General features: G+C 71.4%; 17 protein-coding genes and 2 rRNA genes. 16 read left to right on the forward strand and 3 right to left on the reverse strand.

The features are described 5' to 3' along the window. From G3I53_RS26220 to G3I53_RS26270, 11 genes are all read left to right on the forward strand, one after another. Positions 1-433: ribosomal RNA gene (locus tag G3I53_RS26220) — 23S ribosomal RNA — on the forward strand; the annotation flags it as partial. An 83-nt stretch (positions 434-516) separates the two neighbouring features. Next, a 5S ribosomal RNA gene (rrf, locus tag G3I53_RS26225) occupies positions 517-633 on the forward strand. A 72-nt stretch (positions 634-705) separates the two neighbouring features. Next, positions 706-1,350 (forward strand): HAD family hydrolase, encoded by a 645-nt coding sequence (locus G3I53_RS26230; RefSeq protein ID WP_164338480.1) that lies wholly within the window; start codon positions 706-708, stop codon positions 1,348-1,350. Positions 1,351-1,442: 92 nt separating this feature from the next. After that, positions 1,443-2,288 (forward strand): VC0807 family protein, encoded by an 846-nt coding sequence (locus G3I53_RS26235; protein WP_239064127.1) that lies wholly within the window; start codon positions 1,443-1,445, stop codon positions 2,286-2,288. 60 nt (positions 2,289-2,348) lie between these two features. Further along, positions 2,349-3,599 carry an MFS transporter gene (locus tag G3I53_RS26240; protein ID WP_203592645.1) on the forward strand — a complete coding sequence of 417 codons (1,251 nt, stop codon included), beginning with the start codon at positions 2,349-2,351 and terminating at the stop codon, positions 3,597-3,599. Beyond that, on the forward strand, positions 3,550-4,722 hold the full coding sequence (locus G3I53_RS26245) for an acetoin utilization protein AcuC (protein ID WP_164338481.1): 1,173 nt from the start codon (positions 3,550-3,552) through the stop codon (positions 4,720-4,722). Before G3I53_RS26240 ends, G3I53_RS26245 begins: the two co-directional genes overlap by 50 nt. A 194-nt stretch (positions 4,723-4,916) precedes the next feature. Further along, positions 4,917-5,732 carry a phosphatase gene (locus tag G3I53_RS26250; protein ID WP_164338482.1) on the forward strand — a complete coding sequence of 272 codons (816 nt, stop codon included), beginning with the start codon at positions 4,917-4,919 and terminating at the stop codon, positions 5,730-5,732. A gap of 129 nt (positions 5,733-5,861) precedes the next feature. After that, complete coding sequence (locus tag G3I53_RS26255; protein WP_157842153.1) at positions 5,862-6,074, forward strand: helix-turn-helix domain-containing protein; 213 nt, start codon at positions 5,862-5,864, stop codon at positions 6,072-6,074. A 154-nt stretch (positions 6,075-6,228) separates the two neighbouring features. Then, positions 6,229-6,327 (forward strand): AURKAIP1/COX24 domain-containing protein, encoded by a 99-nt coding sequence (locus G3I53_RS26260; RefSeq protein WP_003948845.1) that lies wholly within the window; start codon positions 6,229-6,231, stop codon positions 6,325-6,327. Positions 6,328-6,568: 241 nt separating this feature from the next. Beyond that, positions 6,569-7,630 (forward strand): NAD-dependent epimerase/dehydratase family protein, encoded by a 1,062-nt coding sequence (locus G3I53_RS26265; protein WP_164338483.1) that lies wholly within the window; start codon positions 6,569-6,571, stop codon positions 7,628-7,630. Positions 7,631-7,644: 14 nt separating this feature from the next. Beyond that, positions 7,645-8,703: a lysophospholipid acyltransferase family protein gene (locus tag G3I53_RS26270; RefSeq protein ID WP_164438835.1), complete on the forward strand. Its 1,059-nt coding sequence runs from the start codon at positions 7,645-7,647 to the stop codon at positions 8,701-8,703. Between the two features lie 130 nt (positions 8,704-8,833). Here G3I53_RS26270 and G3I53_RS26275 read toward each other — a convergent pair whose 3' ends face one another. From G3I53_RS26275 to G3I53_RS26285, 3 genes are all read right to left on the reverse strand, one after another. Continuing rightward, a complete protein-coding gene (locus G3I53_RS26275; protein WP_164337692.1) occupies positions 8,834-10,081 on the reverse strand; it encodes a DUF5667 domain-containing protein in 1,248 nt (415 codons plus the stop codon). Between the two features lie 234 nt (positions 10,082-10,315). After that, the gene (locus tag G3I53_RS26280; RefSeq protein WP_164337691.1) at positions 10,316-11,146 is read right to left on the reverse strand and encodes an ECF subfamily RNA polymerase sigma factor, BldN family; all 831 of its coding nucleotides are present in this window, start codon (positions 11,144-11,146) and stop codon (positions 10,316-10,318) included. 451 nt (positions 11,147-11,597) lie between these two features. Continuing rightward, complete coding sequence (locus G3I53_RS26285; RefSeq protein WP_164438836.1) at positions 11,598-12,509, reverse strand: HAD-IB family hydrolase; 912 nt, start codon at positions 12,507-12,509, stop codon at positions 11,598-11,600. Positions 12,510-12,626: 117 nt separating this feature from the next. Here G3I53_RS26285 and G3I53_RS26290 point away from each other — a divergent pair, with 117 nt between their 5' ends. The 5 genes from G3I53_RS26290 (at position 12,627) to G3I53_RS26310 (ending at position 18,323) form a co-directional block, all read left to right on the forward strand. After that, the gene (locus G3I53_RS26290; RefSeq protein WP_203591561.1) at positions 12,627-12,905 is read left to right on the forward strand and encodes a glutaredoxin family protein; all 279 of its coding nucleotides are present in this window, start codon (positions 12,627-12,629) and stop codon (positions 12,903-12,905) included. Between the two features lie 289 nt (positions 12,906-13,194). After that, positions 13,195-13,956, forward strand: coding sequence for a redox-sensing transcriptional repressor Rex (locus G3I53_RS26295; RefSeq protein ID WP_164332966.1), 762 nt, complete (start codon positions 13,195-13,197; stop codon positions 13,954-13,956). Further along, the gene (locus G3I53_RS26300; RefSeq protein WP_164438837.1) at positions 13,953-15,659 is read left to right on the forward strand and encodes a glutamyl-tRNA reductase; all 1,707 of its coding nucleotides are present in this window, start codon (positions 13,953-13,955) and stop codon (positions 15,657-15,659) included. The genes G3I53_RS26295 and G3I53_RS26300 overlap by 4 nt, the downstream gene beginning before the upstream one ends. Then, entirely contained in the window at positions 15,652-16,611 is a 960-nt protein-coding gene (hemC, locus tag G3I53_RS26305) for a hydroxymethylbilane synthase (protein WP_164336339.1), read from the forward strand. The genes G3I53_RS26300 and hemC overlap by 8 nt, the downstream gene beginning before the upstream one ends. Beyond that, the gene (locus G3I53_RS26310) at positions 16,608-18,323 is read left to right on the forward strand and encodes a bifunctional uroporphyrinogen-III C-methyltransferase/uroporphyrinogen-III synthase (RefSeq protein WP_164336340.1); all 1,716 of its coding nucleotides are present in this window, start codon (positions 16,608-16,610) and stop codon (positions 18,321-18,323) included. Before hemC ends, G3I53_RS26310 begins: the two co-directional genes overlap by 4 nt. The last annotated feature ends 78 nt before the right edge of the window (positions 18,324-18,401 follow it).

Genomic DNA, 18,401 nt, shown 5'->3' on the forward strand with positions numbered 1-18,401 from the left:
AAGAGTCCATATCGACGGGATGGTTTGGCACCTCGATGTCGGCTCGTCGCATCCTGGGGCTGGAGTCGGTCCCAAGGGTTGGGCTGTTCGCCCATTAAAGCGGTACGCGAGCTGGGTTTAGAACGTCGTGAGACAGTTCGGTCCCTATCCGCTGTGCGCGTAGGAGTCTTGAGAAGGGCTGTCCCTAGTACGAGAGGACCGGGACGGACGAACCTCTGGTGTGCCAGTTGTTCTGCCAAGGGCATGGCTGGTTGGCTACGTTCGGGAGGGATAACCGCTGAAAGCATCTAAGCGGGAAGCCTGCTTCGAGATGAGGGCTCCCACCCACTTGATGGGGTAAGGCTCCCAGTAGACGACTGGGTTGATAGGCCGGATATGGAAGCACGGTAACGTGTGGAGTTGACCGGTACTAATAGGCCGAGGGCTTGTCCTCAGTTGCTCGCGTCCACTGTGTTGGTTCTGAAACCACGAACAACCCCATGTGCCACACATGGTGCGGTTGAGGTTTCATAGTGTTTCGGTGGTCATAGCGTAGGGGAAACGCCCGGTTACATTCCGAACCCGGAAGCTAAGCCTTACAGCGCCGATGGTACTGCAGGGGGGACCCTGTGGGAGAGTAGGACGCCGCCGAACAAATTGTGGGGAAGCCCCCGTGTCTGATGACACGGGGGCTTTCTGCATTTCAGGGTCGTTTAGGGTCGGGGCATGCGCTACGACCTCGTCATCTTCGACAACGACGGTGTTCTCGTCGACAGTGAGCCGATCTCCAATCGGCTTCTGGCCGCCTATCTCACCGAGCTCGGTCACCCGACCTCCTACGAGGACTCCATACGCGACTACATGGGGTCCGCCATGCATCGCGTGCACGACCTGGTCGAGGAGCGGACGGGGCAGCGGCTGCCGGCGGACTTCGACGACGTGTTCCACGCCCGGGTCTTCGCCGCCTTCGAGCGGGAGCTGAAGCCGGTCGCCGGGGCCGTGGACCTGGTGGAGAAGCTGGCCGCGGACAAGGAGCCGTACTGCGTGGCCTCCTCCGGCAGCCACGAGCGGATCCGGGTCGGGCACCGCACGACCGGGCTGGACCGCTGGTTCGGGGACGAGGTCGTCTTCAGCTCCCAGGACGTCGGCCGGGGCAAGCCCGCGCCGGATCTCTTCCTGCACGCGGCCGAGCGGATGGGAGTGACGCCCGACCGCTGCGCGGTCGTGGAGGACAGCCCCCTGGGCGTCCAGGCAGCCGTGGCGGCCGGGATGGACGTCTACGGATTCACCGCGATGACACCGCCCGAGAAGCTGGCAGGCGCGACCCGACTCTTCGACGACCTGCGGAAGTTGCCCGACCTGCTGGTGTGACCGTTGACCGCCCACCGGTCTGACAATTGTCATGGCGAGGTGCGGACGATCGTTTCTACTGGCCGAGGGGTGCCGCCCGCGAAGCTGTGGACATGACGACGAACACAGGCACTCCCAGCAGCAAGCGACGGACCTTCCTGCCGATCGTCCTGGACGTGGCGGTACCCGTCGGGTCCTACTACCTGCTCAAGAACGCCTTCGGGATGGGCACGATCGGTGCGCTCGCCTGGAGCAGCGTCGTGCCGGCCGCCCGGACCGTGTGGGGCGCGGTGGTGGACCGGACGCTCAACGCGTTCGCGGCACTGATCCTCTTCGTGAACGTGGCCTCCGTGGTGCTCGGCTTCGTCTCCGGGGACGCCCGGCTGATGGTCGCCAAGGACGGGGCGATCGGCAGTGTCATCGGCATCGGAGTGCTGCTGTCCGTGATGGCGGGCAAGCCGATGATGACGCCGGCCATGAAGCCGTGGCTGACCAGGGGGCGTGCCGAGCGGGAGGCGGCCTGGACGCGGCTGTCGGCCGGGTCGGAGGCGTTCCGCCGGGCCGAGCGGCGGTTCTCCGTGGTGTGGGGCGTGGCCCTGCTCGCCGAGTGTGTGGTGCGGGTGCTGCTGGCCTACACGGTGCCGGTGGACACCATGGTGTGGCTGGGCGTCGTGCTCATGATCGTCACGATGAGCGGCACGTTCCTGGTCAGCGGGGTGCTCGGGGCGGGACCCATGGCGGCGATGATCGCCGCCGAGCTGAAGGGGTGCGGGCCGACGGCCGTCCGGACCGCCGGGACGTACGCGGTCGCCGCCACCCCGGACCGCACCGAGCCCCGCGACTCCGCCGACGGCACCGACGGCACCGACGGCACCGACCGCATCGACCGTGCAGGCCCTGCCGACAGCTCCGCGAAGCCCGCCGAGCCCGCCGGCACCCGCGAACTCCTCACTACCTGAGGGGAATTCACCTTTGGCCGGATCTACCCACCGGTACCCAGGGGCCCTACGCTCGCCGCCATGACTGATGTGCTGCGGCGCGGCAGGGCCTCGCTGGCGTTCAGCTTCCTCGTGCAGGGCGTCGCGTTCGCCCTGCTCGTGACGCGGATCCCGGCGATCCAGAACCGGTACGGGGTCTCCGACGCGCTGCTGCCCGTCTTCCTCGCCGCGGTGCCGATCCTGGCCGGCATCGGGAGCGTGACGACCGAGCGGCTGGTGCGGCGGGTGCCGCCGAGCCGGGTGCTGCGGTGGTCGCAGCCCGTCGTCCTGCTTGCCCTGCTGGGTGTCGGCGCGGGGCGCGACATGACCGTCCTGGCCGTGTCCCTGGCCGCCTTCGGTTTGGCAGTGGGCGCGCTGGACGCCTCGATGAACATGCTCGGGGTGAGCCTCCAGCGGGCGTACGGACGCAGCATCATGCTGAGTTTCCACGCCGCCTACAGCCTGGGCGGGATCGTCGGGGCGTCGCTGGCGTGGGTGGGGGCCCACTGGCAGCTGGCGCTGTGGGTGTTGTACCTGCCGGTGGTGCTGGTGCTGCTGCCGGCCGCGCTGGTCGGGAGCCGGTGGTTCGTCGACGGGGACGGCACGGGCGGGGGTGCCGCGGGGGTGGCGGGGACGGGCGCCGGGGGAGCCGGGGGGAGCCCGGGGCCGGGCGGGACCGTGGCCTTCCGGATGCTGCTGCCGCTGTGTCTGGTGATGACGGTGGCGTACATCGGGGACTCGACGGTCTCCAACTGGAGCGCGAAGTACCTCCAGGACGTGCTGGGGAGCTCCGAGCAGATGGCGACCGTGCCCTACAACGTCTACATGGTCACCACCCTGCTGGGGCGCACGCTCGGCGACTTCGGGGTGCGGCGGTTCGGTGCCGTGGCGGTGGTGCGGGCCGGGGCGCTGGTGGCGGCGGGCGGGTTCGCGGTGGTGGCCGGGGCGCCCGGGGCGTGGGTGGGCATGCTGGGCTTCACGCTGCTGGGGCTCGGGTTGTGCGTGCTGGTGCCGCAGACCTTCGCCGCCGCGGGGCGGCTGTTCCCCGGGGCGTCGGACGCGGCCGTCGCGCGGCTCAATGTCTTCAATTACGTCGGTTTCCTGATCGGGTCGCCGTTGGTGGGCGCGCTCGGGGACGTGTGGAGCTACCGGGGGGCGATGCTCGTCCCGATGGTCCTGGTGCTGGTGACGCTCGTGTACGCCAGGTCGTTCGCGCCGCGGCCGGACCGATACGGTGGCGGGCATGAGCGGCCGCACACAGCTGATGTGGGACGAGGCAGTAACGGGCTATGACTTCGGTCGGGAGCACCCGATGGACCCGGTGCGGCTGGCGCTGACCCGGAGTCTGGTGTCGGCTCTCGGGCTCGACCGGGAGGTCGACGTGGTCGCCGCGAAGGCGGCCGGGGAGTCGACGCTGCGCCTGGTCCACCGGGAGGACTACATCGCGGCGGTGAAGGCCGCGTCGGCCGATCCTGGCTCGGCGGACACGTCGTACGGGCTGGGCACGGTCGACGATCCGGCGTTCGCCGGGATGCACGAGGTGTCCGCGCTGATCGCGGGCCAGTCGGTGGGGGCGGCGGAGGCGGTGTGGCGTGGGGAGGCCCTGCACGCCGTCAACTTCGCGGGCGGGCTGCACCACGCGATGCCGGGCGGCGCCTCAGGCTTCTGCATCTACAACGACGCCTCGCTGGCCATCGCCCGGCTGCTGGAGCTGGGGGCGGAGCGGGTGGCGTACGTCGACGTGGACGTGCACCACGGGGACGGGGTGCAGGCGGCGTTCTGGGAGGACCCGCGGGTCCTGACGATCTCGCTGCACGAGCATCCCCGCACCCTGTTCCCGCAGACCGGCTGGCCGGAGGAGACGGGTGCGGACGGTGCGGAGGGCAGCGCGGTCAACGTGGCGCTGCCGGCCGGGACCGGGGACGCCGGGTGGGTGCGGGCGTTCCACGCGGTGGTGCCCGAGCTGCTCGCGGAGTTCCGGCCGCAGGTGCTGGTGACGCAGCACGGTGCCGACACTCACTTCGAGGATCCGCTGGCGCACCTGGCGGTGTCGCTGGACGCACAGCGGGCGGTGCAGGTGGCCTGCCACGAGCTGGCGCACGAGCACGCCGACGGGCGGTGGGTCGCGCTGGGCGGCGGCGGTTACGCGGTGGTCGAGGTGGTGCCCCGGTCCTGGACGCACCTGGTGGGGATCGCGGCCGGGCGGCCGGTGGACCCGGTGACGGTGATCCCCGAGGGCTGGCGCCAGGAGGTGTACGCGCGGACCCGGCAGTTGGGGCCGCAGCGGATGACGGACGGGCGGTGGCCGGTCGAGTGGGCCTCGTGGGAGGCGGGCTACGACCCGGCGGACCGTCTCGACCAGGCGATCCGCTCCACCCGCCGTGCGGTGTTCCCCCTCCGGGGCATGTTGCCGTAGCACCTCGTAGGACCCGCAGGACCCGTAGGACCCGTAGGACCCGTAGGCCCCGCAGGACCCGCAGGCCCCGCAGGACCCGTAGGACCCGCAGGCCCCCTATGGCGCCACAAGGAGCGGCGGTGGCGTTACGCCAACTGTGCGGTGTTCGCCGGTTCTCCGGGCGGGCGGCGTCGGCGAGGGCGCACCATCGCTGGGTGCTGACTCCCGCGGACCTTCGCGCGCATCTGCTGGCCGTCCGGCTCGCCGGCGTGGTGGCGACGACGCGTGAGGCGAGTCTGCTCAGCTACCGGTTGTTCGCGGCCCGGGATCCGCGCGCGCTGATCGGGATCGAGCCCGCGTGCTCGTGGGGGCAGCGGGAGTTGCTTGCGTTGATGGCGGACAGATGTGGGGTTTCGGCCGATCCTGGGTGCGTCTTTGGCCATGATGTGATCGACCCGGACCGGACGCTGGCCGCCCTGGACGGGTACGCGGCGCGGCTGGCGCTCGCGGTGCGGCGCCGCTCGCCGGTGCTGCTGGGGACCGGGCACCCCGGGCGGCTGCTCGGGTTCTACGCCGAGCTCGCAGACGCGCTGTCGGCGGCGGGATGTGCCGTTCTCACCCCCGCGCAGGGTCGCTGTGTCGACATAACGACCCGGTTCGGTCTACGCACGCACAACCTCCACTACCACCGGGGAGTCGGGCTGGTCCGCGCGGCCGACCCGGAACGCTCCGGTTGTGAGCCCGGCGCGCACACCCACTCCCCTCTCCCGGTTCGAGCCGCGCTCGCGGCGGCCGCGGAGGCCGGCGAGCCCCTCCCGGAATTGGTGATCGGCGACCACGGCTGGGCCTGCGGAGCAGGTCAGCTGGGGTTCGAGGTGCTGGCGCTGGCCGATGTCAACGACCCCGCCCCGTTCGTGGGGGAGGCCGAGGGGCGCGTGTCGGTCGTCGTTCCACTTGATGACGGTGTGCGGGGCGCTCACTACCTGCCACTGGCCCGCTACGTACTCGATCGGGCGTGTCTGTCGCATTAGGCCGCGGATGGATACACCTCTTCCCCACTCGCATCACCCGCCCCTACATTGGGGAGTGAGCACGCAGCGACGAAGAGTCACCGGAAGGGGAAGCCGGTGGCCGTCGAGTGCGGAAGGTTCAGGTGTGTCATGGCTGCAGCTGGCGAAAGGCCTCTGAACGAGGTTCAGTTCCTTACCGTGGCGGAAGTCGCCTCGGTGATGCGAGTGTCGAAGATGACCGTGTACCGTCTGGTGCACAGTGGTCATCTGCCCGCGATCCGGGTGGGGCGGTCCTTCCGCGTCCCCGAGCAAGCGGTTCACGAGTACCTCCGCGAGAGTTATGTGGGGGTGGACACGGCCTGACGGCGGCCGGGGAGATTCGTACAGGGCACTCATGGGGATCTCCCCGACCCTTCGATTACGACCTCAGCTCTCGGGCGGGTAGGCTGGCCCCTCGTAGGTCGTGTGGGCCCATGGCGCCCAAACACCGAGTGATGAGAAGTGAGCGAGGGTAGTCGTGGGCTCTGTTATCAAGAAGCGGCGCAAGCGGATGGCCAAGAAGAAGCACCGCAAGCTGCTCAAGCGCACGCGCGTTCAGCGCCGCAACAAGAAGTAAGCGGCAGCGCGAAAGCGTGTCCAGTGGCCCCCCACCGCATCCGTTGCGGTGGGGGGCCACTGTCATCTGCTGCCTCGGACCCTGCCTCGGACCCTGCCTCGGACCCTTCGCCGTGTGGCCGGGTCCGTTCGCCCCTGAGGGGTAGTCGTCACTTCATGTATCGGGCGTACGCCCCAGAGCGACGGCGACCCGCTAGGTTGACCGTCAGGACGAGGGCGGAGCGAGAAGGAAGGCGCTGATCTTGGGAAAGGTCGTGCTCGTGACCGGAGTGGCCCGGCCGTTGGGAGGCCGCTTCGTCCGGCGGATCCAGCGTGACCCGGACGTGGACCGGGTCGTCGCCGTGGACGCGGTCCCGCCCGAGCACCACCTCGGCGGCGCGGATTTCGTGCAGGCGGACATCCGGCAGCCCACGATCGCGCGGGTGCTCGCCGAGACGGGCGCCGACACGGTCGTCCACCTCGACGTGACGGGCACCCCGCTCGGCAGCGGCGGGCGGGCCGGCCTCAAGGAGACCAACGTCATCGGCACCATGCAGCTGCTCGGTGCCTGCCAGAAGTCCCCGAACATCACGCGGCTCGTGGTGAAGTCCAGCACCAACGTCTACGGCTCCGCGCCCCGCGACCCGGCGGTGTTCACCGAGACGACCACGCCCAAGTCCCTGCCCAGCGGCGGATTCGCCAAGGACACGGTGGAGGTCGAGGGGTACGTGCGGGGCTTCGCGCGCCGCCGGCCGGACGTCGCCGTGTGCGTGCTGCGGTTCGCCAACATCCTGGGGCCCGCCGCGGACAGCCCGCTCGCCTCGTACTTCTCGCTGCCGGTGCTGCCGACCGTGTTCGGCTACGACCCGCGGCTGCAGTTCGTGCACGAGGACGACGTGATCGAGGCCCTGCGGATCGGTGCGCACGAGGCGCGGCGCGGCACCCTGAACAGCGGCACGTTCAACATCGCCGGGGACGGTGTCCTGCTGCTCTCGCAGTGCTCGCGGCGGCTCGGCCGGCCCACCGTGCCGTTGCTGCTGCCCGCCGTCACGTGGGCGGGTTCCGTGATGCGTACGCTGGGCATGACGGACTTCTCGCCGGAGCAGATCCGGCTGCTGACCCACGGCCGGGTGGTGGCGACGGACCAGATGCGCGACACGTTGGGCTTCTCGCCGAAGTACACGACCGCAGAAACGTTCGCGGACTTCGCGCGCGGCCGCGGCCCGGGGCTGCTTCCGCCGGAGACCCTGGCGGAGGCCGTCGACCGGATCGCCGCGCTGCCCCTGCCGGGCAGCGGTCACCCCCCGAAGCAGAGCGCCAACTGAGGAGCGCAGCAACGATGGCGGACGCCAAGGTCATTCCGTTCGACGACGACCGCTCCCGCGGGAACTCCGCGCAGCGCGCGTCACGCCGCCGGGGCGCGGGGAACCGGCGCCCGGACCCGGGCTCCTCGGCGGTCGGCGAGGTCCAGCCCCTGCCCGGCCGGGGCCCGGCGCCGGGCGACGCCCAGGAGCCCGCTGAGGAGCCGCCCGCGGCGGACCGGCAGGGTGACGGCACCGGCGGCCTGGAGCAGCGTCTCGCGAGCGGTCTGGCCTTCCTGCGCCGCCGGCTCACGGGGGACTACGAGGTCGACGACTTCGGCTACGACGAGGAACTCACCGACCAGGTCCTGATGTCGCTGCTGCGGCCGGTGTACGAGAAGTACTTCCGGGTCGAGGTGAAGGGCGTCGAGAACATCCCGTCCGAGGGCGGCGCGCTGATCGTCGCCAACCACTCGGGGACGCTGCCGATGGACGGCCTGATGATGCAGGTCGCGGTGCACGACAACCATCCAGCGGGCCGTCACCTGCGGCTGCTGGCGGCGGACCTGGTGTTCATGCTGCCGGTGGTCAACGAGCTGGCCCGCAAGCTGGGGCACACCCTGGCGTGTGCGGAGGACGCGGCCCGGCTGCTGGAGCAGGGCGAGGTGGTCGGGGTGATGCCGGAGGGGTTCAAGGGCCTCGGGAAGCCCTTCGCGGACCGGTACAAGCTGCAGCGGTTCGGCCGGGGCGGCTTCGTGTCCACGGCGTTGCGGGCGCGGGCGCCGATCATTCCGTGCTCCGTCGTGGGGGCGGAGGAGATCTACCCGATGATCGGCAACGCGCGGACCGTGGCGCGGCTGCTCGGCTTCCCGTACTTCCCGCTGACGCCGACCTTCCCCTGGCTGGGGCCGCTGGGGCTCGTGCCGCTGCCGACGAAGTGGACGATCCAGTTCGGGGAGCCGATCCCGACGGACGGCTATCCGCCGGAGGCGGCGGAGGACCCGATGCTGATGTTCAACCTGACGGATCAGGTGCGGGAGCAGATCCAGCACACGCTGTACAAGTTGCTGGTGCAGCGCAGGTCGGTGTTCTTCTAGGAGCCGCCGCACGGCGGGGCGCGGCCGGGGATTCCCCTCCGCAGAGGGGGCCCGGGCGCGCCCCGCCGTCCGTGCTGTGTCCTGCTCCGTGTCCGGAACCGTGTCCGGAACCGTGTGCCGGTCCGGCGTCCTAGTCCGCGTCCTCGGCGTCGATGCCCAGGCCCGGGAGCAGGCCGGGCAGGAGCGGCGGGAGTGTGACGTCGGGCCTGCTGGGCGGGGCGATGTCGCCGGTGGACGGCAGGGAAGGACTGGCGTCGCTGCCCTTCGGCGGGTCGAGGAGGCCGCCGGTGTTGCCGCCGAGCAGGCCGTCGTTCTCGGTGCCGGAGTCGGCGGAGCGGCTGGGGGCCTGGCTGCCGGGGCCGCCGTCGTCTGCCGTGCCGCCGGGACCGGTGCCGGGGGTCTGCGACCGGCCGGTCTCGGACGGGTGGCCGGGGGTCGAGCCGCCGCTGCCCTTGCGCCCACTGTCCTCGCCCTCGCGGGCGGGGGGCTGGGGCAGGAGGGACTGGAGCGGGGCGACGTCCTCGTCTATGGCGTCGAACACCGAGGAGACCTGCTCGCTGACGTCTCCGAGCTGCACGGGCAGCTGCTCGCGCAGGGTCCCCCAGGCGTCGCGGTGCGACTGGGAGAACGACGACAGGGCCTGCATGGGGCCGAGGGAGTCGGGGTGGCGCTTGTACGCCTCGCGCAGCAGCCGGTGGCCCTCGGAGGCGTCGTGGCGCATGCCGGACAGGGCGCGGCGGATCTCGCCCAGGGACTCGTGGTCGAGGGGGCCGCTGCGTCCGCGTTCCATCAGGCGGCGGGCTTCGCTGAGCCGGGTGGAGGCGTGGTCGAGGTAGACGCGTCCGCGCTCGTCGTTGCCGTCGGCGAGGCCGAGTTTGACGTCCTCGATACCCCGCTTCAGGCCGTAGAGGGAATCGCCGGGCAGGGCGTCGGAGCTGGCGGCGGCCACTCCGCCGAGGGCGCCGGCGGCCACGCCCACGCTGAGTCCGCCCGCGGTGAGGCCCTTGGCGAGCCGGGTGCGCGGGCGCAGTCTGCCCAGGGGGGTCGCCCGGTGGGCGCCCTTGGCGCGCCGCGAGCGCTGCTCGGGCACGGCTGGTTCCGTCGCCTCGCCCGCAGCGGTGCCTTCCTGGAGCATGGCCTCGAACGCGGCCACCAACTGGGCCCGTTGGACGACCTTGACCTCGGGGTCGAGCTCCGGCTTGGGCAGCGCGCCGAGGCCGGAAGTCAGCGCGAGCAGGTGGGCCTGCTCGGTCTCCGCTGCGGCCGGGGCCGGCGCGGGTCCTTCGGGCTGCTCGGCCGCCGGGCCCCGCTCGGACTGCTCCTCCAGGGCCTGGGCGAAGGCGTTCGCCCGCCGGTGCGCCGATACGTTCGCGATCACTGGCGGCACCTCCTCTCGTCATGACGGTCGACTCCCCAGGGGGTCCTGAGGGTTCCACTCCCCGGCCGCATCCACACGATCGGGTGATCGGAGTCTGCCAGGGGGTGACCACAGGGAGCCTGCATCCCGCACAACGAGTGGCGCGGCACTTCGGTTACGGACGAAGAAGGATCGGATGAGGAAGTCAACGGACTTTCACTGACCGTGAGTTGAGTGTCGCCGAGCGTGTGCCGCTCAGCGGGCGTCTTCCGGCAGGAGCCGGGCCAGGGTGCGCACGGCCCGGTACTGGAGGGTCTTGATCGCCCCTTCGTTCTTGCCCATCACGCGGGCGGTCTCGGCCACGGAGAGGCCCTGGAGGAAGCGGAGCGTGACGCACTCCTGCTGCTGGGGGTTGAGCCGGCGCACCGCGTCGAGCAGCGCGGCGTTGGACAGGGACTCCAGGACGGAGTCCTCGGGGGACCGCTCGACCTCGTTGGCGTCGAGCATCTCCCCGGTGGTGACCTCCAGGCGGAAGCGGCTCGACTTGAAGTGGTCGGCGACGAGGTTGCGGGCGATGGTCACCAGCCAGGCGCCGAAGTCACGGCCCTGCCAGGTGAAGGTGCCGATGCGGCGCAGGGCGCGCAGGAAGGTCTCGCTCGTGAGGTCCTCGGCGGTCGCCTTCCCTCCCACCCGGTAGTAGATGTACCGGTACACGGTGTCGCTGTACTGGTCGTAGAGGCGCCCGAAGGCGTCGGCCTCGCCGGCCTGGGCCCGCTCGACGAGGTCCATCATCCGGGCGCTGTCACTGTCCGCGGCGGGCCGGCGGACGGTGGTGGAACCCGCGGCACGCCCTCGTCGGGCGACCGCCCGTCCGTCGCCCGCCCGCCGCCCCTCGGCGACGGCGCTGCGCGCCGGTCCCCGCTCGAGGCCGTCGGCGAGGGCGTAGCAGGGTCCGACGGGTGCGGTGGCGAATGCGGGGACGGCGTACGCGGGGGGGACAAAGCCGCGCAGCGTGTCCCGGGCCGATGCGACCGCTGCGCGCAGCGTAGCCAGGCCCGAGGCGTCAACCCCGACGTGTGGGTACACGGGACTCCCAGAGGCAGAGCTTCCATCACGTGCAGGTCGGAACCTTTCACCCGTCGTAGCGACGGGAAGGTGCCGGTTTGCGTCTGAGGAGAATAACGCTTCGTACAGGCACTGCTACACCCAGTTGCTCAAATCATCGATTACGTCGCTTCCGTAACCGATTGATGTTCGTTCGCGTGCCGCAGAATGGCCGATCTTGGACCAATTGGTTTCGAGTTCCGGGTCGGTGCAGTACGAGTTCTGGCCGTGTGCAGCCAACGTGACTGGACAGGCGGGTTGCGGGGTACGGCAGTTGGATTGGCCACGTTCACGGGCGGGGCGCCGTGTGTGTTCCGGGACGGTCACGGGGACGGGCGGCGCAGGCGGGTGTCGCGAGGTTGACCGCGGTGCGGCGCTTCGTGCGGACGCCGCGGAGGGCGTCGCCGGGTGCTCCGGCCCGCTGCTGTCGGGGTCAGCGGCGGCGGCGGTGGATGGCGATGGCCGCCGCGGTGCCGCCCGCGACCGCGCCCACGCCGGCCGCGGCGGGGATGCCGACCTTGGCCGCCTTGCGGCCGGTGCGGTAGTCCCGCAGGCGCCAGTCCTTCTCCCGGGCGTGCTTGCGCAGCTTGGCGTCCGGGTTGATCGCGTACGGGTGGCCCACCAGCGACAGCATCGGGATGTCGTTGTGGGAGTCGCTGTAGGCGGCGCAGCGGGAGAGGTCGAGGCCCTCCGCCGCCGCCAGGGCGCGGACCGCCTCCGCCTTCGCCGGGCCGTGCAGCGGTTCGCCGACCAGCTTGCCGGTGTACACGCCGTCGATGGACTCGGCCACGGTGCCGAGGGCGCCGGTCAGTCCCAGCCGCCGTGCGATGACCTGGGCGATCTCCACCGGCGCCGCGGTGACCAGCCACACCCGCTGTCCGGCGTCGAGGTGCGCCTCGGCCAGGGCACGGGTGCCGGGCCAGATCCGCTCGGCCATGTACTCGTCGTAGATCTCCTCGCCGATGGACTGCAGTTCGGAGACCCGGTGGCCCTGGACGATGGAGAGCGCGGAGTCCCGGGCCTCCTGCATGTGCTCGGGGTCCTCCACGCCGGCCAGCCGGAACCATGCCTGCTGCCAGGCGAACCGGAGGAGTTCGCGCGTCTCGAAGAACTTCCGCTTGTACAGGCCCCGGCCGAAGTGGAACAGGGCGGCGCCCTGCATCACGGTGTTGTCGAGGTCGAAGAAGGCGGCGGCCTGCTCGTCGCCGTGCACCGGGAACTGCGGTTCGCGGTCGGCGAGGTCCTGGGTGGATTTGCGGGCGGCCTCCGCCGAGGCCTCGCCTGCCAACACGCTCCGCGCCGTGGCGGAGCGCCTACGGGGGGTGAGCCATCCGAGAGCGGCCATGGCGTGAGCATAGCCAGTCCGTTCGGCCGTTCCGGAGTCACGACGGTTCAAACGCCGTGAACTCCGCGCGTCGGTGTCGTGAATCCGTGCGTCCGTCTCGTGCGGAGGCGCGCGAGAATGGCCGGCATGAGCCCCCTCTTCCGCCGCAAGGCACCGCAGGACCGTCTCGTCACCCTCGTCCGCAAGCCCGGCTGTCACCTGTGCGACGACGCGCAGGTGGTGGTGGAGAGGGTCTGCGGCGACCTCGGCGTCCGCTGGGAGCAGCGGGACATCACGCAGGATCCGGACCTGCACGAGCAGTACTGGGAGCAGATTCCCGTGGTTCTCGTCGACGGGGAGCAGCACACGTTCTGGAGGGTCGACGAGGGTCGGCTTCGTAAGGCGCTCAACGACTGACCGGCCAGTCCAAACTTGGCGGAGATTCGCTTAGGATTGATGGCGACTGGGTCTCGGGGGCGGGATAGACAGAGGAAGGTGTGCTGTTTTGCCCCCGGAAGTAAAGGTGCGGCGGTCCTCGCGTGCCGGTTCCGCGCTGATGCATCGCGGTTGCGTGACCCCGGTCACGTTGGCCGGGCAAATCGGACACCATCTTTGTGCACGCGTTCACAAAGGCATAGCCTGCATGCGACGGGGCGGTCCGGGGACGTATGACCGCCTGAAGCCCCGCTCTACCCGCAGGAGCACCGTGGCAACTGGCCGAACTCACCGACCGGCGACCCGTAGCCGAGGGATTCCCGAGGCCACCGTCGCCAGGCTTCCGCTGTACCTCCGCGCCCTGACCGCGCTGTCCGAGCGTTCCGTGCCCACGGTCTCCTCGGAGGAGCTGGCGGCCGCCGCGGGCGTCAACTCCGCGAAGCTGCGCAAGGACTTCTCCTACCTGGGTTCCTACGGCACCCGGGGCGTCGGCTACGACGTCGAGTATCTCGTGTACCAGATCTCCCGTGAACTCGGCCTCACACAGGACTGGCCGGTTGTGATCGTCGGGATCGGTAACCTCGGTGCCGCGCTCGCCAATTACGGCGGATTCGCCTCCCGCGGTTTCCGCGTCGCCGCCCTCATCGACGCCGACCCCGCGATGGCCGGGAAGCCCGTCGCCGGGATCCCGGTGCAGCACACCGACGAACTGGAGAAGATCATCCAGGACGACGGTGTCTCGATCGGCGTGATCGCGACCCCCGCCGGTGCCGCCCAGCAGGTCTGCGACCGGCTCGTGGCCGCCGGTGTCACCTCCATCCTGAACTTCGCGCCGACCGTGCTGTCCGTGCCGGACGGCGTCGACGTGCGCAAGGTGGACCTCTCCATCGAGCTGCAGATCCTCGCCTTCCACGAGCAGCGCAAGGCCGGTGAGGAGGCCGCGGCCACCGCCGCCGTGCCGCGCACCGCCCGCCAGGACGTCGCCACCGATCAGGGGCCCGACGGGGACGTACCCGCCGTGATGCCGACATGAGTCTGCTGGTCGTCGGCCTGAGCCACCGCAGCGCGCCGGTCAGCGTGCTGGAGCGGGCCTCCCTGAGCGCGGACGCGCAGGTCAAGCTGCTGCAGGACACGGTCGCCGCCGAACCGGCCACCGAGGCCTCGGTGCTGGCCACCTGCAACCGCATCGAGCTGTACGCCGACGTGGACAAGTTCCACGCCGGTGTCGCCGAGCTGTCCACGCTGCTCGCCCAGCACAGCGGGGTCGGCCTGGAGGAGCTCACTCCCTATCTCTACGTGCACTACGAGGACCGGGCCGTCCACCACCTGTTCTCGGTGGCCTGCGGACTGGACTCGATGGTCGTGGGCGAGGGACAGATCCTCGGCCAGATCAAGGACTCGCTGGCCCGCTCGCAGGAACTGCACACCGCCGGACGGCTGCTGAACGACCTGTTCCAGCAGTCGCTGCGGGTCGGCAAGCGCGCCCACTCCGAGACCGGCATCGACCGCGCCGGGCAGTCCCTGGTCACCTTCGGCCTGGAGCAGCTGGCCCGCGGTGCGGACGTCGGCACCTGGGCGCGCGGCAAGAAGGCCCTGGTCGTGGGCGCCGGTTCGATGTCGTCGCTGGCGGCGGCCACGCTCGCGCGGGCCGGTGTCACCGAGATCGTCGTCGCCAACCGCACGTCCGAGCGGGCCGAGCGGCTCGCCCAGATCCTGACCGGGAGCGACGAGACCGGCGTGCGCGCCCGTGCCGTGCCGATGGGGTCGGTGCCGTTCGAGCTGACACGTGCCGACATCGTCGTGTCCTGCACCGGGGCCACCGGCATCGTCCTGACCGCCGACGCGATCGCGGCCGGCATCGAGGGCCGCACCGGTGAGCCGCCGGCCACCCGCCCGGCCGCCGAGCCGGACGCCCCCGCCGGCGGAACGACTCTGCCGCCCGCCTCCCCGGGCGCCGAGGAGAACTGCCCGCTGGACCTGTCCGCCGTGCAGCCCGGCTTCTCCGTCATGGGGGAGGCCGCCGTGGCCGGCATGGACGCCGCCACGCTGGAGCAGCACGCGGCCTGGGCCGCCGGCAGCGCCGTCGAGCGCCGGGAGGGCAGGCGGGGCGTCGAGGTGGACGCCGAACTGATCGGCGCGCTGGCCGCGACCGCGGCGAGCGCGGGCCGGATCCCCGAACGGCGCCGTCCGGAGCCGGTCGCGGAGCCGCCGCGCCCGGAACCCGTGCAGTTCCTGCTGGATCTGGCGATGCCGCGGGACGTCGACCCGGCGGTGCACCGGCTGGCCGGCGTACGGCTGGTCGACATCGAGTCGCTCGCCGACGCGTCCGCGGATGCTCCCATGGCTGCCGATGTGGACCAGGTCCGGCGTATCGTCTCCGACGAGGTCGCGGCCTTCGGGGCGGCGCAGCGGGCGGCGCACATCACGCCGACCGTGGTCGCCCTGCGCACCATGGCCGCGGATGTGGTGGCCGGCGAGATCGCCCGTCTCGAGGGGCGGTTGCCCGGCCTGGACGACAAGCACCGCGCGGAGATCACACAGACGGTGCGGCGGGTGGTCGACAAGCTGCTGCACGCACCGACCGTACGGGTCAAGCAGCTCGCGGCCGAGCCCGGCGGCGCCGGGTACGCCGACGCACTGCGCACCCTGTTCAACCTCGACCCCGAGACGGTGGCCTCCGTCTCCCGCGCCGAGGAAAGCACCGAAAACGCAGAAACCGAGGGCCGGCATGACTGAGAAGGCACTGAGGCTCGGGACCAGGCGCAGCAAGCTGGCCATGTCCCAGTCCGGGCAGGTGGCGGAAGCCGTGAGCCAGGTGACCGGACGGCCCGTCGAGCTGGTCGGCGTCACCACGTACGGCGACACCTCGCGTGAGCATCTCGCGCAGATCGGCGGCACCGGTGTGTTCGTGGCCGCGCTGCGCGAGGCGCTGGTGCGCGGCGAGGTCGACTTCGCCGTGCACTCGCTGAAGGACCTGCCCACCACCCCGCACCCCCGCCTGACGCTCGCGGCGGTCCCGGTGCGCGAGGACCCGCGGGACGTCATCGTCGCGCGCGACGACCTGAAGCTGACCGACCTGCCGGACGGCGCCCGCATCGGCACCGGCTCGCCGCGCCGCATGGCGCAGCTCAACGCGTACGCCCGGGCCCGCGGCTCGTCGGTCCGGACGGTGCCGATCCGCGGCAACGTGGACACCCGGCTGGGCTTCGTGCGCAGCGGTGAGCTGGACGCGGTGGTGCTGGCCGCGGCCGGACTGAACCGCGTGGGCCGCAGCGACGAGGTGACCGACTTCATCTCGGTCGACACGGTTTTGCCCGCCCCCGGCCAGGGGGCCCTGGCGATCGAATGCGCCGCCGACGACGCGGAGCTGATCGCCGCGCTCGCCGAGCTCGACGACCCGTTCACCCGGGCCGCCGTCACGGCCGAGCGGTCACTGCTCGCCACCCTGGAGGCCGGGTGCAGTGCCCCTGTGGGCGCACTGGCCGACCTCTTGGCAGACGGGCAGATTGTCAAGGAAATGCGCCTGCGGGGCGTCGTCGGCACGACCGACGGCTCCCGGCTGGTGCAGTTGTCCACCACCGGTCCCGTGCCCGAGACGCACGAGGCGGCGATGGCGCTCGGTCGCGAACTCGCCACCGAGATGCTCGCGCAGGGCGCGGCCGGTCTGATGGGGGAGCGAGCACATTGAGCCCCACCACCCTTCCCGCCCCTCCGGAACACGGGCACGTCACCTTCCTCGGTGCCGGACCCGGGGATCCGGGACTGCTGACTCTGCGCGCCGTGGAGGCGCTGGCCAACGCGGATGTTCTGGTCGCCGAGCACGAGGTCCTCGACGTGGTGCGCCGGCACGCCAGGCAGGGCGTTGCCGAGGTGCTCACGGACGCGGACGCTTCGGGTTCCTCCGCGGCATCCGTTCCGGGCACGGGCACGCCCCAGCTGACGGTCGTTGACGGCGCGTCAACAACCGCCGGTGCGCCCGCGATGCGGGATGCCGCACATCTTGTCATGGAGGCCGCGCGGGGCGGCAGGCGGGTCGTGCGTGCGGTGTCCGGTGATCCCGGGCTCGACGCCTACGCCGCCGAGGAGATGCTGGCCTGCGCCGCGGCCGGGGTGACCTTCGAGGTCGTCCCCGGTATCGCGACCGCGGTCGGTGTGCCCGCGTACGCCGGGGTGCCGCTGCGGGACGCCGAGGGCGCCGACGTGCGGTTCGTGGACGCCCGTACCGCGTCCGACCGGTGCTGGACGGAGGTCGGTGCCTCGGACGGCACGGTGGTCGTCTCCACCACGCTGGACTCCGTGGCCTCCGCTGCGGGCGAACTGGTGTCCGCCGGTCGCAAGCCCGACACCCCCATGACGGTGACCGTCGCCGGGACGACGACCCGGCAGCGCACGTGGACGGCGACGCTCGGCACGATCGCGCAGACGCTGAAGCAGGCGAAGGTGCTGCCTTCGCCGGACGGCGGGAGGCCGGTGATATCCGTGGTCGGTGAGCGTTCGGCACCCGCGCAGCGGGACCGGCTGGCGTGGTTCGAGTCCAAGCCGCTGTTCGGCTGGAAGGTGCTCGTGCCGCGCACCAGGGAGCAGGCCGCGTCGCTCTCCGACCAGTTGCGGTCCTACGGCGCGGTGCCCCACGAGGTGCCGACCATCGCCGTCGAGCCGCCGCGCACCCCGCAGCAGATGGAGCGCGCGGTCAAGGGCCTGGTCACGGGCCGCTACGAGTGGATCGCCTTCACCTCGGTCAACGCGGTCAAGGCGGTGCGCGAGAAGTTCGAGGAGTACGGGCTCGATGCCCGCGCCTTCGCCGGGATCAAGGTCGCCGCGGTCGGCGACCAGACCGCCCAGGCCCTGATCGACTTCGGGGTCCGCCCCGACCTGGTGCCCAGCGGGGAGCAGTCCGCCCGCGGCCTGGTCGAGGACTGGCCGCCGTACGACCCGGTCTTCGACCCGATCGACCGCGTGTTCCTGCCCCGCGCCGACATCGCCACGGAGACGCTGGTCGCCGGGCTGATCGAGCTGGGCTGGGAGGTCGACGACGTCACGGCCTACCGCACCGTGCGCGCCTCGCCGCCGCCCGCGGAGACCCGCGAGGCGATCAAGGGCGGTGGCTTCGACGCGGTGATGTTCACGTCGTCGTCCACGGTCCGCAACCTCGTCGGCATCGCGGGCAAGCCGCACAACGTCACGGTGATCGCCTGTATCGGCCCGGCGACCGCCAAGACGGCCGAGGAACACGGCCTGCGCGTCGACGTGATGGCTCCCGAGCCGTCCGTCCACAAGCTGGCCGAGGTCCTCGCCGACTTCGGCGCGCGGCGCCGGCTGGCGGCCATCGAGGCGGGCGACCCGGTCACCCGGCCGAGCGAGCGGCGGCCGGGGGCACGGCGGCGGCGGTCGACGACGTGAGGTGACGCCGTAGGACGGCTGAGGGCCTCCCGGATCCGGTGGGATCCGGGAGGCCCTCAGCCGTGCCCGGGCGGGTTC

Origin of the sequence: Streptomyces sp. SID14436 (assembly GCF_010548465.1) — a bacterium.
GTDB lineage: Bacteria > Actinomycetota > Actinomycetes > Streptomycetales > Streptomycetaceae > Streptomyces.